The organism is Lysobacter sp. CA196 (genome assembly GCF_052078695.1).
Taxonomy (GTDB): Bacteria; Pseudomonadota; Gammaproteobacteria; order Xanthomonadales; family Xanthomonadaceae; genus Lysobacter.
Genome location: NZ_JBQJIN010000015.1, coordinates 68,289 through 83,661, shown reverse-complemented (window position 1 = coordinate 83,661; position 15,373 = coordinate 68,289). Strand labels below are relative to the sequence as shown.

Sequence of the window (15,373 nt, the reverse complement as noted above, 5' to 3'; positions counted from 1 at the left end):
AGGCTCGCCCCGTGATCACTCTTCTCGATACCGTCGGCCATTACGCCCAGGCTCACGCCGACCCGACCGGCCTGGCCCGCACCCCGATTCCCGGCCTGGCTGCGATCCGCGCCACCGCGCCCAGTGGCCTGCTGCACGAAATCTCGCGGCCGCTGGTCTGCCTGGTCTTGCAAGGCAGCAAGCAGGTCACGATGGGCACGCAAACCTTCGCCTTCGGCGCCGGCGACTCGCTGCTGATCGCCGCCGACGTGCCGACCGTCAGCCAGATCACCCAGGCCAGCGCCGCCGCGCCCTACCTGTCCTTCGTGATGGAACTCGATGCTGCGGTCATCGCCAACCTGGCCACGGAAATGCAGGCGGCGCCCAGCGCCGACCGCTTCCCCGTGCGGATCGAGCCGACCGACAGCGAAGTCGCCGACGCGGCGCTGCGCCTGATGCGTTTGCTCGACCGCCCCGCGTCGATGCCGGTGCTGCAAACCCAGTTGCTGCGCGAACTGCACTACTGGCTGCTGCTGGGACGGCACGGCGCCGCGATCCGCCGCCTGGGCTGGCCCAACAGCAACGCTCAACGCGTCGCGCGGGCCGTGACCGTGCTGCGCGCCGAGTTCGCCCAACCGCTGCCGGTCGAACGCCTCGCGGCAGCCGCCGGCATGAGCCCGTCCTCGTTCTACCAACACTTCCGCGAAGTGACCTCGCTGTCGCCGCTGCAATTCCAGAAACAACTGCGCCTGATCGAAGCCCGGCGACTGATGCTGTCGGAAGGCGTCAGCGCCAGCAGTGCCGCATTCGCGGTCGGCTACGAAAGCGTCCCGCAGTTCACCCGCGAATACGGCCGCGTGTTCGGCCTGCCGCCGGTGCGGGACACGCAGACGGCGAAGAACAAGGCGCGGACGGTGACCTGAGCGAACGCGTCTGCTTTGCGCGGGCGAATCGTTCGAGCCTGTTGTCTCGCCCTATCGCTGCCGTCTTAGTTCCTGAGACCGGGCAATGCTCTAGTCGGCGGTCACGGGAACCTCATAGCCGACAGCCAATGGCGCCGCACCTGCGGCCGTCGGAGAATGCCCCTTCCCCTGCCGAGCCTCGCCGACCTCCGCCATGACCGCACCCCGCATCGATCCCAAGCTCCTGTTCGCCTGGCAAGCCGCGCACTCCATCGCCCGCGGCTCCCCGGTTCCCGTGCACGACCGTGGCGGCTTTCGCGTGGATACCCACTCGGAAAAGGAAACGAAACGCTGGGTGTTCCCGGCGCTATGCGACGGCCTGCGCGAAATCGCCAAAGACATCACCGCGCCGCGGCATTACCTGAAGCTATGCGGCTCCGATGAGGAACTGCGAAGCGCTCTACCCGCCCGCTGGGAGATCCAGCCAGCGAACTATCTGATGACGGCGGCCATAGCGAACCTCGATACCAAGCCCCTGCCGACCGGCTACCGGATGGAACTGGATCGAGCAGGCCCTGTCACCCGAGCCAGCGTCATCGCACCGAATGGCGATCTGGCCGCAACCGGATGCGCGGCGGAAACCGCAGACGCCTTCATCTACGACCGCATCGAAACCGCGCAGGACCACCGCCGTAAAGGACTGGGTGTCGCGGTAATGATCGCGCTGAGCAGCGCGAGAAAATCTCCAGCAAGCCAACAGCTTCTGGTGGCGACCGAAGACGGCCGCGGCCTGTATGCGAACCTGGGTTGGACGGTGCTTGCGCCGTTCGCTGCTGCGGTTATTCCGGAAATACAGGCCGATTGATCTCGCAAGCGCCTTCCTCGCTGACGGCGGCATATCCATCGAATGCCGATGATCGACATCACCCACCGCGCCAACCCCCGACCGGGGAGTCACATCATCGCGCGATTGAAATAGGTCGCCTGTTCGAACTCGGCGATGTTCGCGGCAATGCGAGGAAGCTGTGGGAACATCTCCGCCAGCTCGCTGACGATGTCCTTCGACAAGGCAGCGCGTTGCTCGACACTGCGCCCCTGCATGATCCAGGCGAAGGTGTGAATGAAATCTTCTCGTCGGCCGCCGACAGCATGGATTGCGAAGGGACGCATGCGAACCTTGATGTCCGATTCCTCGAACAACCCGGACGCGTTCGCTACCCGATGCAGCCGAGCGATGATCGATTCTTCGTCATGAATCTGAAGTATCCCCTGAGAACAGTCGACAACGAAGTGCGGCATGACGGCTCCATCGGTTGAAACGCGAATCGAAGGCGCGATCGCCTCCGAACGGAAACGAGGCAAGGCTTAATCAAGCCGCTTCCACACCGAAACCGGGATGCTCCCATCCGCCCGGGGCGGCACCTGGTAACGCAGTTCGGCACCGTTAAATTGGTACTGGCGTTTCTGGGTCGTGCCCTCCCAGTTAGGGAAGGACGAGCCTTCGATCGAGAACGCCAATACCCCCGCCCGTTCGTCGATCGTCAACCGGCCGTAATGAGTGCTGCTGCCCATGACCGCGGACCTGAATTCGTCGACGCTGCCATCGGCCTTGCTGTCGCTGGCGAAATGCGGGCGTTCGGATTTGAAGATCTGCAGCGAGTACCGCCCCTTGGTATCGACGACGAGCCTGCCCTTCGGGTTCTCGCCGTAGTCCCGTGTCGTCTCCCCATTCGGCAGGAGCTTGTCCGCGGCGACCAGGCTCCAGGTGCCTTGCAGTGGGAAGACGCCGGTCGGCACGGGTACGTCGCGGGCGGCCAACCCCGCCAGCATGGCGACGAATGCGCCGGTCAATGGTTTCATCGCGGTGAGTCCTTATGAGTGGGGGTCGACCGGCCCCATCCTAAGTCGCTTGATAGATATGAAAAATGCATTTACAAAGATATCTGCCATTTCGAAATCGAATCCTTACAGATGAAGGCGATGGACGTGGACGCGGTCAGGGCTTTCCTGCTGGCGGCCGACTTGCACAGCTTTACCCGGGCAGCCGACGTGCTGGGCACCACCCAATCCGCGGTAAGCCTCAAGCTGCAGCGCCTGGAGGGGCAACTCGGCCGCCGCCTGCTGGAACGCACGCCGCGGCACGTTCGCCTGTCGGTCGAGGGACTCGCCTTTCTTGGCGTGGCGCGCGAACTGGTGTCGTCCCACGACCGTGCGGCCGCCGCCTTCGACACCGAGCAGCGCCGGTTGGCGATCGGCATCAACCAACAACTGGTCCGCAGCGAACTCCCGCTACTGCTGCGACAGATACGCGACCACGATCCGAATCTGCTGGTCGAGATGCGCATCGCCGGCACCAAGGAGCTCATGCAAGCCCAGGAACGGGGGGAACTCGACGCCGTGCTGGTGCTGCGCCCCGAAGACCGTGGCAAGCGGGGCAAGATCGTGTTCGCGGAATCCTTCTCGTGGTTCGCAGCGGCCGGCTGGGAGCCGCGCGCCGGCCAGCCGTTACCGCTGGCTACGCAAGGCGAATCCTGCCGCATCCGTATCGAGGCGGTACGGGCGCTTGATCGGGCTGGCGTCGAATGGCGCGAAGTCTTCGTCGGCAAGGGCGCCGCGATCCTGGGCGCCGCCGCGGTCGCCGGCCTCGCGGTGGCGCTGCTGGCGCGGCGCGCGGCGCCGCCGGGCACGGTCGACGTCGGCGGGCTTCTGTCGCTGCCGCCGATACGTCCGCAGGACGTGATGCTGTATAGCAACCTCAGCGACCGGCGAACGCGCGATGCATTGCGCGTCCTTACATTGGCCTTTCAGTGAAGGAGCCTAGTCACGGCGCAAGGGTTGTATCAACCACGACTCGCGCCCCATGTGGAACGGCAACCGCAATGGCCTCTTGGGAACCGACCGTGTTGTCGGCAACAGCAATGACCGCTGTCGGCCGAAAGCGTACCTAAAGGCGAAGTTGTTGCCGCCCCTGGGACGTCTCGATCACCTTCCAATTCGCCTGCGAAAGTTGCGACGATTGGATAAGGGAGCGCTGGTGGCGGCTGACCATTAACGCGTGTAACCGCGCAGCATAAGAGCCCGAATGCAGCCCGCACGGCCTTCCGCGCATCCAGGATGCTGCGTCAGCCCTGCTTGACGAGCGTCCGTTGGCCAATTGAACTGTTCTTGCGTGCGGTGGGCCTTGCCAGGCCGGGGATCAGGAAGTCAGCGACGCTCCGACCATACTTCGTCTTCTGCACCAGCCACAGCGGCATCCGCCCACGGCCCGACCAGGTATTGCGCTTGTTATCCGGGTCGCGGTACTTGGCAGCCACCTTGCTCGCCTTTCGCCGCGGCGCTCGCTTCTTGGGAGCAATCTCAGCTACCGGCCGGTCCCCATAGAGGTCCTCGATCGTATAACCGTACTGAGCAACCAGTGCGATCACTTTTCGGCGCACCAAGGCAATGGGACGACGGCTGGATATCAACTTCTTCCGCTGCTCCGCGGCGGTCAAAAGGGACGTCAGTTCCGCCAGGCTGAGCTTTTCGATATCGATATTCATGCCGTAAAGGGTCCAGCCATACCCATCGAGCTGTCAAGCAATAACGCCGGTAGCCCAATGAGAATGCGCTTCGGGCCGAAAGCTGCGGCCAGATGGGCGAAGAATGCCATGACCAACGCCTGGCGAAAGTGTTGGTTAAGGCCCTCCTGGGCCATGAAGTTGGGCGCGAGGCGCCCCGTCGCGGCCACTTGTGTTTCCGCTAGAATTCCGGCATCGCAAGACAAGCCCGCAAGAATCACGGGCGGAAGCACCCTCGATTGAAGACCGCCGGCCTACAGATAGGACAATCATGAATCCGATTTCCAGGCGCGACGTTCCTGGAGCGTCAGGCGGCACTGCAGTTTCATCTGCGCAGAATGGCCTCGCATCGGGAGAGCTGGCTTTTTCGTCGGCGACCGACCTGGCGGAACTGATCCAGCGAAAACAAGTCAGCTCGTTCGAACTCACTCAGTACTACATCGAGCGCATCGAGCAATTCGATAGAGCGTTGAATGCCGTCGTGGTCAGGGATTTCGAACGCGCGTTGCAAGCGGCGAAGTTGGCGGATGAGTCGTTTGCCCGGGGGCACCGATTGGGATCGCTGCACGGCGTCCCGATGACGATCAAAGAAGCCTTCGATATTTCTGGATTGCCGACTACCTGGGGCGTGCCGGAGCAACGGGACAACCTCGCCGCGAACGACGCCACGGTGGTCGAGCACCTGAAGGCAGCCGGCGCCCATTTCATTGGGAAAACGAACGTCCCGCTGCGACTCGCGGACTGGCAGAGCTACAACGATATTTACGGCACAACCAACAACCCGTGGAATACGGGGAGGTCGCCGGGTGGCTCTTCCGGTGGATCGGCCGCCGCGCTGGCGGCCGGTTTGACCGGCTTGGAATTTGCCTCCGATATCGCTGGATCGATCCGAAACCCGTCTCACTTCTGTGGCGTGTATGGGCACAAGCCCACTTATGGAATCGTTCCAACGCTTGGCCACAATCCCCTGGGCGTCGTATCCGCGCCGGATTTTAATGTCGTCGGGCCGATGGGGCGAAGTGCGGAAGATCTGGCGCTGGCTCTGGATGCTGTAGCGGGTCCTGACCGGTTCCGGTCGTCGGGCTGGAGGCTAGCGCTTCCACCGCCGAAGGCGCGCACGTTGCGAGGCTTGCGCGTAGCGATTTGGCCGAAGGAGGATTGCATTCCTACCTCTGTCGAGATATCCGATCGCGTGCAGGAAGTCGGGGAGGTTCTCGCTCGGGCCGGCGCGGTGGTCTCCGATCTGGCGCGCCCCGAAATCTCCGCAAGGGAATCGCACAAAACCTATCTGAACCTGTTGGCATCGGCAGGACTTGTCGGCCTTCCCGATGAATATTATTCCGATGCCCAGCGGGCGGCTGCAGAGTTCGATGCGAACGACGAATCGCCGTTAGCGGTGGTGATGCGCGCCCGCGTACTGGATCATCGAAGCTGGTCCGATCACGATGAGGCGCGCACCAACCACCGGCTACGGTGGCGCGCCTTCTTCAACGATTGGGATGTGGTGATATGCCCGATCTCCGCAACAACGGCCTACGAACACGATCATCGGCCCAAACATGAGAGGGTTCTCGCCGTCGACCAAGCACCGACTTCGCATTACGAGCATTAATTTTGGATAGGGCTTGCGACCGCCGCCTACTTGCCGAGCACCGCTTTTCCCAGTGGATTGTCGAGCGATGGGCTTCCGATCGGCTTGCAGATTATCGGTCCGGAATATGGCGATCAGACCACCATTGAAGTAGCCCGACTCATCGCACAAGAGCTTGGCGGTTTTCAGGCGCCACCTGGTTTCGGGGCTTAACACCCACGGCCGAGCGTCTGCATCGGGCCGAAGGCCGACCGTTGCTCCGAACGACGATGCCCGACCCAACCCGAACCCTCAGCCGCCTTGCGGCTTGGCAGCATTGACCGCCCATTGCGCGGCGAAGGCCCGCTGGTACGCGGGCCGGGCTTCGCCGCGGGCGACGTAGGCGGCCAGGGCCGGAAATTCGTCGAGGATGCCCGACGGTCGCAGCCTGAGCAGCACCGAGACCATCATCAGATCGCCCGCACTGAACGCACCATCGAGCCAGTCGGCATCGCCCAGGCGGGTCGACAGTTGGAGCAGCCGATGGCGAATGCGATCTTCGACCAGGGGCAAGCGCTGCTTGGCCCAGGGCCGGTCGCCTTCCTGGAATTTGGCGACGACGAGGTCGAGGATCGACGGTTCCACGGTGTTGAGCGCGGCGAACATCCAGGTAATGGCACGCGCCCGCGCGTTGGCGTCGCCCGCTAACAGGCCCGGATGGTTTTGCGCGAGATGCAGGACGATCGCGCCCGTTTCGAACAAGGCGAGATCGCCATCCTCGTAGGTGGGAATCTGGCCGAATGGATGCAGGCGCAGGTGCGCGGGCTCCTTCATCGCAGCGAACGAAACCAGGCGAACCTCGTAGGGTTGCCCTGTTTCTTCCAGCGCCCAACGCACGCGCGTATCTCGCGCCAGTCCCTTGCCGCCGTCGGGCGAGCGTTCAAAGGCGGTAATGATGATGGTCATGCTGATGCGCTCCTGGTGAGCCGGTTGCCAGTTGTCCGCTACCTCATTACGACGAACGACCGGAGCGGAATTCGACAGATGCCGGCAGCATGCGCATGAGCGCGCGTCCGCTTCCGACCCAAAGCGGACATAGGAAATTCCTCGTCTATCGCCTGGCGACGAATCCATAGGGCGCCAACTGTCAGCTCGTGTAATGCGAGTCCATCGCCGCAGTAGGCCCATGTTGACGGATTGAACCGTTGATCTTGTCATCTGAGGACCCACTTATGTAGTCGATCAAGGAACCCCCTGAGCAAACCATGCCGCACCTTTGGACGCTCGACGAATTTGATACACATGATGCGACGCGGGCTTTCCATCTCAGGCAGGCTCCACCTTGGTCTGAGCAGGTCGCGGCTGTGCGCGAAGCACTCCGTGTGGCTATGGAAACCATGGAAGCACGATTCGGATTTGACGAATCCGGTCGCAATTCCGAGGACCTCCGTGGGGTGATTCAGTTCCCGCTGGGTGCTCCGCTCTTTGACTGGTTCTTCAATAGCGCTACCGGCTACAGGGGGCAGTTTCGCATTGACCGCGCTAATGGCCTCGCGATGAACGCTGAGCTAATCAGCGAACTGAGAGCTGAGTTGGAAGGATTCGCCACAACCGATGTGGTAATGCATAGATATTCAAGCGACTTCGGTTACAAGGAATCCAGTCTCGGCAAGGCAGGTCTAGTCTCGGCAACGCTGGATCCAAAGCTTTCAAAGGCTTGGCTGTGCGAGAGGCGGATAGGAAATGTCGGGCAGATTGAGGATCTCTTCGTCTCGCGCACTGGCCCGAAACTGATAATGGCTGGCATCGACCCTTGGTCGTCCTTCTATCCCGAAGATGCCAATGATGGATGGCTCGATGTTAAAGGTGCTTTTCTGACACCAGCGGGGCAGCCTTACCAGCAGAAGTCACCGAAGGAGAGAGCCGCGAAGCTTGAGCAGCGAGGAAGCGCATAACCGAGTGTGACAATCGCATTCGGCGAATGACCTTCGCCTACGTATTTCAAGAAATGCTGGGCCGCCACGATGTGGAATGCCGGCCACAAGCGAAGCCGCTCGAAGACTGGCATATTAGACTCCGGCATCGGCAGGGAAATCTTAAATGTATAGCGCCATATTCTCGGCGAACGGCTGGCGGGATAACGCTGACTCGTTTCCGCTTTCACGCATATTTGAGTATACGGATGAGGCAATCGTTGCTCGATTCCAACCAGGCGCAGCTAACACGACCAACTTTGCAGAGTTGATCAAGCTGCCGACTCTGTTCCTTAGTGAGCAGTCTCGTGGCGTGCTGCCAACTGCCTACGTCGGGTACATCACTCAGGCTCGGATCGTGGGCACTAACGTTAATCTGGAATATCACTACGACCAGTTATTGCCTGCTGTGGCTGGCGAGTTGCTGACGAATTCTGGTTTGCAGATAGGACTGACGGTATTCACTCGAACACACTGGGCCGTGCACGACTTTGATCTCTTTCGTTTTCTCGCGAGGCATCAGAGACCCTCCCGCCGCCTTCCGACAGCCTTCGCCGTTTCGGCGCCGGAGCGCATTGACCGCACGCTTTGCGCAGCAATGATGCCGTTCGCACCTCAGTTCGGTCCGGTCTACGCGAAGCTCCAAGAAATCGCCACCTCAATCGGGATGGAATGTCTCAGGGCCGACGATATCTGGAATGCAGATGCGGTGATCCAAGATGTTGTTGGACTTATCGACAGGGCTTCAGTGGTGATCTGTGACTGCACGGGTCGCAATCCAAATGTGTTCTACGAGATCGGCCTAGCTCACGCTTTTGGGCGCGAGGTTATCTTGATAACGCAGAACGCGGACGACATCCCTTTTGACCTGCGCCATATTCGCTATCTCACGTACCTTCCCAATGCTCAGGGAATACAGGAACTTGGAGAAGCGCTGCGCCCGAGGCTAGCCGCTCTGCGCGGCAACCCCTAGGCGGGCCGCGTGGCAATGGACCGGCCGCGCTTCGTAGACAGACGGATGGCCGTTTCTGGCCGCTAGCGGACATTCGCTAGCGGCTTTCCACTCATGGCGGGCATTTAATCCGCGCGCGGTCGGATCCCGCCCCAGTCGTCAGACTCGCGACGAACGGCTCAGCGCGTAGGAAGACTGATTCCGAGCCCCACCGTGACCGATCACCGCGCTGGCTGCCGTCACTACATTAGGTGACGTCCAGTGACGGCACGGGGCCGCGTCGGCAAGAGGCGCGGATTAAGCCAGAGTGACCGTTCACTACGAAGGAGAGCCCAATGGTTGACTCGGTCCGACTCCTCAGCTTCAACACGCAACTCCGGTCATGGGGTATGGAAGCCGGCGACGCTGGTGACCTTTTCATTGAGGAAACCGCTGAGAAGCGCGCCCGCATCATCGCCAAGCGCATCCTGGCAAGCCCATACGACTACGACATCGTTGGGCTGATGGAAGTATTTGACGAGGACGCGCGCGAAATACTTAAGAACCAACTGAGCGCAAAATACCCGTGGGCGGTACATAAGTGCGACCTGAACTTTCTTGGGCTCCAACTCGCACAGACCGCCACACTGCTCACGACTAGTGTGGTGCTGGCAGCCTACGGGCTCGCTGGCCTGGTCAACACGAAGTTCGAAGACAGCGGTCTCATGCTTTTCAGCCGCTATCCATTCGCCCGCGACAGCAGCGGCAATCCTATCGTTGTCTTCTGGCCGTACACCTTGTCAAGCGGCGACGACTCACTCGCCGCAAAGGGCGCCTTGCTCGCCCGGGTGCTGCTCGACGTCACCTACAACCCGTGCGACGTGGTACTGAGCCATGCCCAAGCCGATTACACGAGCGACGAACAGCATAGAGAAGATCGCCTGGGACAATTCACGGAGGTCGCAAACCTGATCGGCAGCGTTTCGGGTACGCCCATTCCCGACAACCACCAGGTCTTCTTCATGGGCGATCTGAACGTGCCCGGCGCCTATCAGCCGGGCAACCCGGGAAGAGCGGGCGTGACCGGCGATGAATGGACCTCATATTTCAACAACCCCGCAAGCTATTTCACCAACACGCTCTTCGACTTGTGGGTACACGAGCAATCCCCGGGTCTTGCTTATGCCCAGCACGGGCCCCTGCCCGGCGAGATAGAAATGCCTTACGGCAACGCCTGGGATCAGGGGCTTACCACAATTCCCGGAAAGCGCCTGGACTACATTCTTGGTAGAACACCCGGCGGCCGGGGTCGTCGCCTGGTAGCGCAGCACCTCCAGATCGCGCACGAACTAATGCAGAGCAATCCGGTGGTGGATGGAGAGCGGTCCTCATTCACCAGTGACCATTACCCCTTGCGCGCCCATTTCTCCCTCGAATCAGCCTATTGCCGTGTTCCTTCCGCTATCGTGGCACCCGGGAATTTCATCGACTGGCACAACGCGGGGTTGCTGACACCCGGAGCGATGCGCTGGCATCGCTTCGATAAAGCCGGCGCCTATGCCTTCAGGATCCAACGCACGGGTGGGGCCACGGATCCTGCCTTTGAGATTTATCTAGCCACGAATCTGAGTCAGCCTTATTCGGCCTACCGCTTCCAAGCCGAACAGACGACTGCTTCCAACCACTATGGAACCAAGTTCGTCCTGCCGACAGCACCGTTCTTCGTGCGCGTCTTCATTCCGGATCGTACGGCGCGTGCAGAGTACACCTTGCACGCGCACCGGTTCACTGGCGCTAATCGAATGGAAGCCATCTCCTTGCCATCGCGCTGCAAGATGTCGCACGCAACTGCGAACAACGGGCCTCTCAACGTGGATGATCCGAACACCCCGTGGAATGAGCATGACTGTGTCTGGTTCTGCGTCGATACCGACCGTGCAGACGCTGGAGGCGAACAAACCGTGGCGTTCCGCCTCAGCCACGACGAAGACGCCCCCATCTACACATTGCTCCTTCTGCTGCAGAAGGAGGACGGCAGCCTGACTCACATCGACACGGCACCTGCCCAGCGCCGGGAAACCACTATCTCCTGGGCGACCTCCAGACGCGAGAGATTCTATGTCCTGGTGCGTCGCGAAGACCCAAGGTTTCCGCCTGGATCGTCGCAAAACTACTCGGCCCACGAATTCACGGTAGAGTGGTCGTCCAACCTCAGTTACATCTACGGCTTGCAGGGCGGGCGTCCAGGACGGCAATTATCCCTTTACTGTTCGGATGAAACCGACGGTTTCCTAGGATCCGAAGCCGGTGCCGACGACATCAGGCTGCGCATGACGACGGACGGATCCGTAATCAAGTCGGTTGCGCGCGGCGACATCGGCCCCTTCAACCAGGGCGGTACGAAAGACCTTGAGCCGTGGGTAGGGGTCGTGCGCTATCTTGACAGCTACAAGCTCGACCTGATTGAAGTCGATGCGGTTGGAGATGACGACGCGACCGTTACGATTCCCACCTTCGCCGCCTGCGAGGGAAGCCCGAGTTTCCATATGGAATATCGCGAACAGGACGGCACGTTGCACGGCTACTTCTTGGTCGACTTCGATGATGGTAAGTATCGATTCTACTGCTCAGTCACGCATTTCCTTCCGATCTGACAACGTAAGACACGCTCTGCCTGCGAGCACCGTACCGCTAACCCGCGTAGAGCAATGCTCCTACGATCCAGCGGTTCGGCGGGCGGCAATTGATCTCAGTCCCGCAACGAACTCGCACCCGATTTTCTCACGCTGGCTCGGCACTGTGTTGGAGGCGCGGTCGGAGTTTTCATACTGGCTGCACAACCTAGCTGGGCTTCCAGGTTCTGAAGCTCAGTTCCGGGCCGCGAGTGCGAGGGACTGATTTCGACCCGGAGCGGACACGGCTGGAGTGAACCCGATTCGGTTTCACTCGGGGCAAACATTCCGCCACAACGGCGCGCAAACGATACACCGGCCATAACCCACCGCTTCGCGTCGCCCTGCACGCGAAGCGGTGGGCTTGAGTGCTGCGTTACGGCGCTCAGGGTTTACGTTGGCCGCTCCACGATTTGCTCACGATCATCCATTTTCCGTCGATCTTCGACAGCGCCATGTAGTCGATCCCCTTCCACGCGGGATAATCCAGCTTCACTTTGACGACCGCAGCGTATTCGGTCACATCCACGATTTCGTAGCTGCGCTTGCGTTGGGCCTCGTCGTCGGCCGGCTTGCCTGGGAACCCCTTCGCCCATTCTTCCGCGGTCTGCGTGACCACCTGGCCTCTGGAGGTCGAGTAGCCGAGCACCGCCCCGTCCTTTCTGAGCACTTCGAAAGCCAGATTGGCGTCGCCGGTTTCGAAGGCGCGCATCATCTTTTTCATGGCTTGATCCACCGCATCATGCTCGCTGCTTCGCGCCACGGCGGACGCAGGAAGAAGGAGGAGGAAAGCGAGTGCGAAAACAAACGACCGGATCGAGATTTTCATGGTTGTCCTGAGTTTTATCTAATGCGTGAGAATGTTCCGACCTCGCCTGGCGATGGTCGGTGCTCCGGTAGTCGGCCTTTAGCCGCGCCGCGACCTGGCTATCGGTCGGCCAGTTTGCGAAGCACGGCGACCACGGCTTCCGCCACGGGCTTCGCGGACGCGTAGTTCTGGCCCGTCACCACCCTGTCGTCGACTTCGATGTACGGCCCGTCGCCATTGACCGCATGGAACGAGCCGCCGCGGGTTTCGACGGTTTTCCGGATCAGGAAAGGGAACTCCTTGAAGTAGGCAGCGCCCTGATCTTCGTGTTCTTCGGGAAAACCGGTGATGCGTTTGCCTGCGACCAAGGTCTGGCCGTTGGGGAGCTTGAGGTTCACGATTCCAGCCGTGCCGTGGCAGACGGCCGAGATCACCCCGCCGTTGCGCTCGTAGACATGCATGGCGATGTTCTGCAGGACCGGATGCTCCGGCACGCCGTAGATGGCATTACTGCCGCCGACGTAGTACACGGCGCGGTATCGGGCGGGGTCGACCTGGGCGGGTTTGACGGTGTTCCGCAGCCCGTCCATGACGCGCTCGTCCTTCAGACGGGGCTCCACCTCCTTGCTGACATAAGTGTCGAGGATCGGCACGGCGCCGCCATCGGGCGAGACGAAGTCGACCGAATAGCCCGCCGCCTGGAACGTATCCCAGGCATGCACGACCTCGCCGAAGCTGATGCTGGCCGGCAGGGCCGATGCCCCGTAGACCTTGCTGCTGGCGAGGATGAAGAGGATGCGTCCCTGGCTGCCGCGAGCGGACTCCCGGCTGCCGGTCTTCGCGACGGACGGGACCGTGCGAGACGCCTCGGTCGGCGAACGATCTACCGCCGCCTGGCCGGCGAGGGCCTGCCCTGCGGCGACCTGCCCTGTGAAGGCCGGCCCTGTGAAGGCCGGCCCGGCGAAGGCATGGGCGCTGGAAGCGCCGCCCAGCCAGGCGGACAGCATGAGTATCGGAAGGTACCGGATGAAGCGGGGTAGGTGCATGAGCGCGAGCTCGTGGGGAGGAGCCCGCACACTACCCAATCTCTTTCAGATCAATGTCTTGCAATATCCTTCAGGAGTGCTGGAATCGCTTTTCGGAGTCGGTTTTGCTGGCGCGGAACGCCGCCGGCGTGACCCCCTCGAGCTTTTTGAATGCGCTGTAGAAGGTCGACATCGATTGGAAGCCCGCTTCTTCGGCGACGACTTCGAGCGGCTTCGGGGGGAGCTGTCGCAGCAGCGTCTTCGCCTCACCCACGCGCAGCTGCGCCAGGTACTGCTTGAACGAGGTCTGGTTGTTGTCGTTCAGCAGCTGCGACAGCCGGGTCTGGGGCACGCCGAGCCGGCGAGCGAGGCGGGGCAGCGTCAATGCGGGGTCCAGGTACAAGCGCTCGCGCGCCATCAACTCGGCCAGGGCCTGCAACTGCACGGCGGCCTCGGGCTCCGGAATCCGGCGATCCTGATAGGGCTCGATCGGGGCCTGACCGGAGCGCAGGCGCAGGTAGATCAGAACGCTCGCCGCGAGGACGAAGGTAAACGACAGCGCGCCGACGATGTAAGAGGTGTAGCCGGAGGTGTAGTAGGCGATCCAGATCAACCAGATGCCGCCCACCGCCCCCAGCAACAGCGGGCCGCTGGGTGTCCCCGAAAGCCGCGTGCGATGCAGGTAGACCTGTGCGCTCGCAAGCAGGAGATAGCCCAGCCAGGAGTAGGTGATGGCCGGCGTGATCGCTTGTCGCCACAGGTCGATGTAGTCGGCATAGGGCAGCAACAGGTTCACCGCGGCGGCGACGGACAGCAACCCGGCGATATGCCGGCGGTCGGCTCGCCCGGGGCCGGAGCTGTCGTTCTGGCTTGAACGGACCAGAAAGAACAGGCAGGGCCCGATCATGAAACAGGCGGTCAGGCCGATCTGGAGAACGGCCTTGGGAATGTCGGGCCAAAAATAGAAGGCAACGGATTTGCCCGTTCGCACACTGACCGCCAGGATCAGCAGCGATAGCCAACGCTGCGTGGGTTCGCCCTTGGCCCGCCACCACAGAAACGACGCCGCGCCGATGCCATTGAAGGCGCCGAGCATGGCAAAGAAGAACAGGAAATGCTGGCTCAACATGATCGGCGCATCGAAAGGTCGGTTTTTGTCGAGTTGCGACCGCACGGCGAGATGGCGACGCGCGCTTGCGGCGAACAGGCGGAACATTCCTGCATCACCTCGCTCCGGTGCCCGGCCTACGCACCCCGGCGAGGGTACGCAATGGTACACATGCCCATGACCCCTGCGGGGCGCTGCTCCGGCTAGGCACCGCTGGCTCACCGACCGCGGAGTCCGTTTCCTGTGCCTCGCCGCGGTAAACCGTGAGCTTCTGTCGGCCAGTCATGTCGGTGCATGCGAGTGGGTCGTGGACCCGCGACCACCCGGATGCGGTGGCCGAACCTGGCCCGGCGGATCGGACGGGGCGGGCGGCTTGTCGCTTCTCGTGGAACCTCCCCTGACTTCCCAGCGACAGGGTGGATGCACCCGCCCAGCCCGGTTCGACGTCGGTCGGGCTCGGATGGTCCGAGGCCGTAGGCCGAATGATCGGCCCAGCCCGTTCGCCGAGACATCGACGCTTGGCACGGGGCGTCCGACCGACAAGAGCTACGTCCGCTGACGGCCGAAGGCGGACAGAACGGAGAGAATGGCCGAGCGACCGATTTCGCTCATTCGGCTACCGGTCGATGCCGATGTGTCCGGGCCTGCCACGCGCCGGCTTGTCAGTCGGAGTTCGAGCCGTTTCGAATCAGTCGGGAGGAATTCGAGCGATTGTGGTCCGGTATCGGCCAGATCAACGCTCGCTGACCCTCTTGCAGGATCGCCTCAGCCGAGATCGTCACTGCATCGCCACATGCAATGGAAAGCTGAGCTCGACTTATCTTAGCGATGCTGCGAAGCACAAC

Annotated in this window: 13 protein-coding genes and 1 pseudogene; 7 read left to right on the top strand and 7 right to left on the bottom strand. The window is 61.8% G+C overall.

Features of this window, described 5'->3' with window-relative positions:
- The first annotated feature begins 11 nt into the window (after positions 1–11).
- Together ACTOWK_RS14640 and ACTOWK_RS14635 are read left to right on the top strand one after the other, a co-directional pair.
- Positions 12–902 carry an AraC family transcriptional regulator N-terminal domain-containing protein gene (locus ACTOWK_RS14640; protein ID WP_441330862.1) on the top strand — a complete coding sequence of 297 codons (891 nt, stop codon included), beginning with the start codon at positions 12–14 and terminating at the stop codon, positions 900–902.
- A gap of 193 nt (positions 903–1,095) precedes the next feature.
- Positions 1,096–1,746, top strand: coding sequence for a hypothetical protein (locus ACTOWK_RS14635; RefSeq protein WP_441330861.1), 651 nt, complete (start codon positions 1,096–1,098; stop codon positions 1,744–1,746).
- An 89-nt stretch (positions 1,747–1,835) separates the two neighbouring features.
- Here the strand turns inward: ACTOWK_RS14635 and ACTOWK_RS14630 are convergent, their stop codons facing one another.
- Together ACTOWK_RS14630 and ACTOWK_RS14625 are read right to left on the bottom strand one after the other, a co-directional pair.
- A complete protein-coding gene (locus ACTOWK_RS14630) occupies positions 1,836–2,180 on the bottom strand; it encodes a 5-carboxymethyl-2-hydroxymuconate Delta-isomerase (protein ID WP_441330860.1) in 345 nt (114 codons plus the stop codon).
- A 66-nt stretch (positions 2,181–2,246) separates the two neighbouring features.
- On the bottom strand, positions 2,247–2,741 hold the full coding sequence (locus ACTOWK_RS14625) for a lipocalin-like domain-containing protein (RefSeq protein WP_441330859.1): 495 nt from the start codon (positions 2,739–2,741) through the stop codon (positions 2,247–2,249).
- 111 nt (positions 2,742–2,852) lie between these two features.
- On the opposite strand from ACTOWK_RS14625, the gene ACTOWK_RS14620 reads away from it, so the two are divergent.
- Positions 2,853–3,692 carry a LysR family transcriptional regulator gene (locus ACTOWK_RS14620; protein WP_441330858.1) on the top strand — a complete coding sequence of 280 codons (840 nt, stop codon included), beginning with the start codon at positions 2,853–2,855 and terminating at the stop codon, positions 3,690–3,692.
- 311 nt (positions 3,693–4,003) lie between these two features.
- On the opposite strand, the gene ACTOWK_RS14615 is transcribed toward ACTOWK_RS14620, so the two are convergent.
- Positions 4,004–4,423, bottom strand: coding sequence for an H-NS histone family protein (locus ACTOWK_RS14615; protein WP_441330857.1), 420 nt, complete (start codon positions 4,421–4,423; stop codon positions 4,004–4,006).
- Between the two features lie 289 nt (positions 4,424–4,712).
- On the opposite strand from ACTOWK_RS14615, the pseudogene ACTOWK_RS14610 reads away from it, so the two are divergent.
- Positions 4,713–6,245 (top strand): annotated as a pseudogene (locus ACTOWK_RS14610) (amidase).
- Between the two features lie 78 nt (positions 6,246–6,323).
- Here ACTOWK_RS14610 and ACTOWK_RS14605 read toward each other — a convergent pair.
- Positions 6,324–6,977, bottom strand: coding sequence for a glutathione S-transferase family protein (locus tag ACTOWK_RS14605; RefSeq protein WP_441330856.1), 654 nt, complete (start codon positions 6,975–6,977; stop codon positions 6,324–6,326).
- A 299-nt stretch (positions 6,978–7,276) separates the two neighbouring features.
- Here ACTOWK_RS14605 and ACTOWK_RS14600 point away from each other — a divergent pair, with 299 nt between their 5' ends.
- The 3 genes from ACTOWK_RS14600 to ACTOWK_RS14590 all read left to right on the top strand — a co-directional run bounded on the left by ACTOWK_RS14600 (position 7,277) and on the right by ACTOWK_RS14590 (position 11,569).
- A complete protein-coding gene (locus ACTOWK_RS14600) occupies positions 7,277–7,966 on the top strand; it encodes a hypothetical protein (protein WP_441330855.1) in 690 nt (229 codons plus the stop codon).
- Between the two features lie 145 nt (positions 7,967–8,111).
- Positions 8,112–8,957 carry a hypothetical protein gene (locus ACTOWK_RS14595; RefSeq protein ID WP_441330854.1) on the top strand — a complete coding sequence of 282 codons (846 nt, stop codon included), beginning with the start codon at positions 8,112–8,114 and terminating at the stop codon, positions 8,955–8,957.
- Positions 8,958–9,271: 314 nt separating this feature from the next.
- The gene (locus tag ACTOWK_RS14590) at positions 9,272–11,569 is read left to right on the top strand and encodes an endonuclease/exonuclease/phosphatase family protein (RefSeq protein WP_441330853.1); all 2,298 of its coding nucleotides are present in this window, start codon (positions 9,272–9,274) and stop codon (positions 11,567–11,569) included.
- 403 nt (positions 11,570–11,972) lie between these two features.
- Here ACTOWK_RS14590 and ACTOWK_RS14585 read toward each other — a convergent pair whose 3' ends face one another.
- The 3 genes from ACTOWK_RS14585 to ACTOWK_RS14575 all read right to left on the bottom strand — a co-directional run bounded on the left by ACTOWK_RS14585 (position 11,973) and on the right by ACTOWK_RS14575 (position 14,636).
- Positions 11,973–12,416: a nuclear transport factor 2 family protein gene (locus ACTOWK_RS14585; protein ID WP_441330852.1), complete on the bottom strand. Its 444-nt coding sequence runs from the start codon at positions 12,414–12,416 to the stop codon at positions 11,973–11,975.
- Positions 12,417–12,514: 98 nt separating this feature from the next.
- Entirely contained in the window at positions 12,515–13,441 is a 927-nt protein-coding gene (locus ACTOWK_RS14580) for a type 1 glutamine amidotransferase domain-containing protein (protein WP_441330851.1), read from the bottom strand.
- Between the two features lie 70 nt (positions 13,442–13,511).
- Positions 13,512–14,636, bottom strand: a complete 1,125-nt coding sequence (locus tag ACTOWK_RS14575) for a helix-turn-helix domain-containing protein (RefSeq protein ID WP_441330850.1) — start codon at positions 14,634–14,636, stop codon at positions 13,512–13,514.
- Positions 14,637–15,373 lie beyond the last annotated feature (737 nt).

What these genes read in the sequence shown, in the direction of transcription:
- ACTOWK_RS14580 (WP_441330851.1), bottom strand. Translation starts at nt 13,441, where the DNA reads ATGCACCTACCCCGCTTCATCCGGTACCTTCCGATACTCATGCTGTCC.
- ACTOWK_RS14630 (WP_441330860.1), bottom strand. Translation starts at nt 2,180, where the DNA reads ATGCCGCACTTCGTTGTCGACTGTTCTCAGGGGATACTTCAGATTCAT.
- ACTOWK_RS14615 (WP_441330857.1), bottom strand. Translation starts at nt 4,423, where the DNA reads ATGAATATCGATATCGAAAAGCTCAGCCTGGCGGAACTGACGTCCCTT.
- ACTOWK_RS14585 (WP_441330852.1), bottom strand. Translation starts at nt 12,416, where the DNA reads ATGAAAATCTCGATCCGGTCGTTTGTTTTCGCACTCGCTTTCCTCCTC.
- ACTOWK_RS14600 (WP_441330855.1), top strand. Translation starts at nt 7,277, where the DNA reads ATGCCGCACCTTTGGACGCTCGACGAATTTGATACACATGATGCGACG.
- ACTOWK_RS14590 (WP_441330853.1), top strand. Translation starts at nt 9,272, where the DNA reads ATGGTTGACTCGGTCCGACTCCTCAGCTTCAACACGCAACTCCGGTCA.
- ACTOWK_RS14575 (WP_441330850.1), bottom strand. Translation starts at nt 14,636, where the DNA reads ATGTTCCGCCTGTTCGCCGCAAGCGCGCGTCGCCATCTCGCCGTGCGG.
- ACTOWK_RS14605 (WP_441330856.1), bottom strand. Translation starts at nt 6,977, where the DNA reads ATGACCATCATCATTACCGCCTTTGAACGCTCGCCCGACGGCGGCAAG.
- ACTOWK_RS14595 (WP_441330854.1), top strand. Translation starts at nt 8,112, where the DNA reads ATGTATAGCGCCATATTCTCGGCGAACGGCTGGCGGGATAACGCTGAC.
- ACTOWK_RS14620 (WP_441330858.1), top strand. Translation starts at nt 2,853, where the DNA reads ATGAAGGCGATGGACGTGGACGCGGTCAGGGCTTTCCTGCTGGCGGCC.
- ACTOWK_RS14625 (WP_441330859.1), bottom strand. Translation starts at nt 2,741, where the DNA reads ATGAAACCATTGACCGGCGCATTCGTCGCCATGCTGGCGGGGTTGGCC.
- ACTOWK_RS14635 (WP_441330861.1), top strand. Translation starts at nt 1,096, where the DNA reads ATGACCGCACCCCGCATCGATCCCAAGCTCCTGTTCGCCTGGCAAGCC.